The sequence below is a fragment of the Nonomuraea montanisoli genome (genome assembly GCF_013363975.1).
Taxonomy (GTDB): domain Bacteria; phylum Actinomycetota; class Actinomycetes; order Streptosporangiales; family Streptosporangiaceae; genus Nonomuraea; species Nonomuraea montanisoli.
In genome coordinates this window covers 1-315 of the sequence record NZ_JABWGN010000060.1, presented here as the reverse complement: position 1 = coordinate 315, position 315 = coordinate 1, and the positions used below count along the sequence as shown (strand labels likewise).

1 protein-coding gene is annotated in these 315 nt (G+C 77.5%); it reads left to right on the top strand.

The annotated features are described in order from the left end of the window. A partial coding sequence (locus HTZ77_RS44970; RefSeq protein WP_205304750.1) for a hypothetical protein occupies window positions 1–309 on the top strand: 309 nt, incomplete at its 5' end. Between the last annotated feature and the right edge of the window lie 6 nt (window positions 310–315).

Genomic DNA, 315 nt, shown 5'->3' with positions numbered 1-315 from the left:
GTCGACCACAGCCCGGCCAAGCCGCCGCTGCTGGCCGAGGACAAGTCCACCGCTCCGAAGGAGTCCGGCGCCGGTTCCACCGGTGCGGTGGCCTCCGTCTCCGCGCGGGACAAGGGCAACGACGTCGCCGGCGTGGTGACCGCCGCCGAGCACACCTCCGGCCGCTCCACCGCCGAGGCCGGCGACGCCGCCTCCGGCGACCCGGGCCTCAGCGCCTCGGCCGGCCTCGCCCTGATGGGCGTGGCCGCGGTCGGCGGCGGCGCGTACCTCGGCCGCGCCCGCCTGCGCAAGCTGCTCGTCAAGAGCTGACCCCAC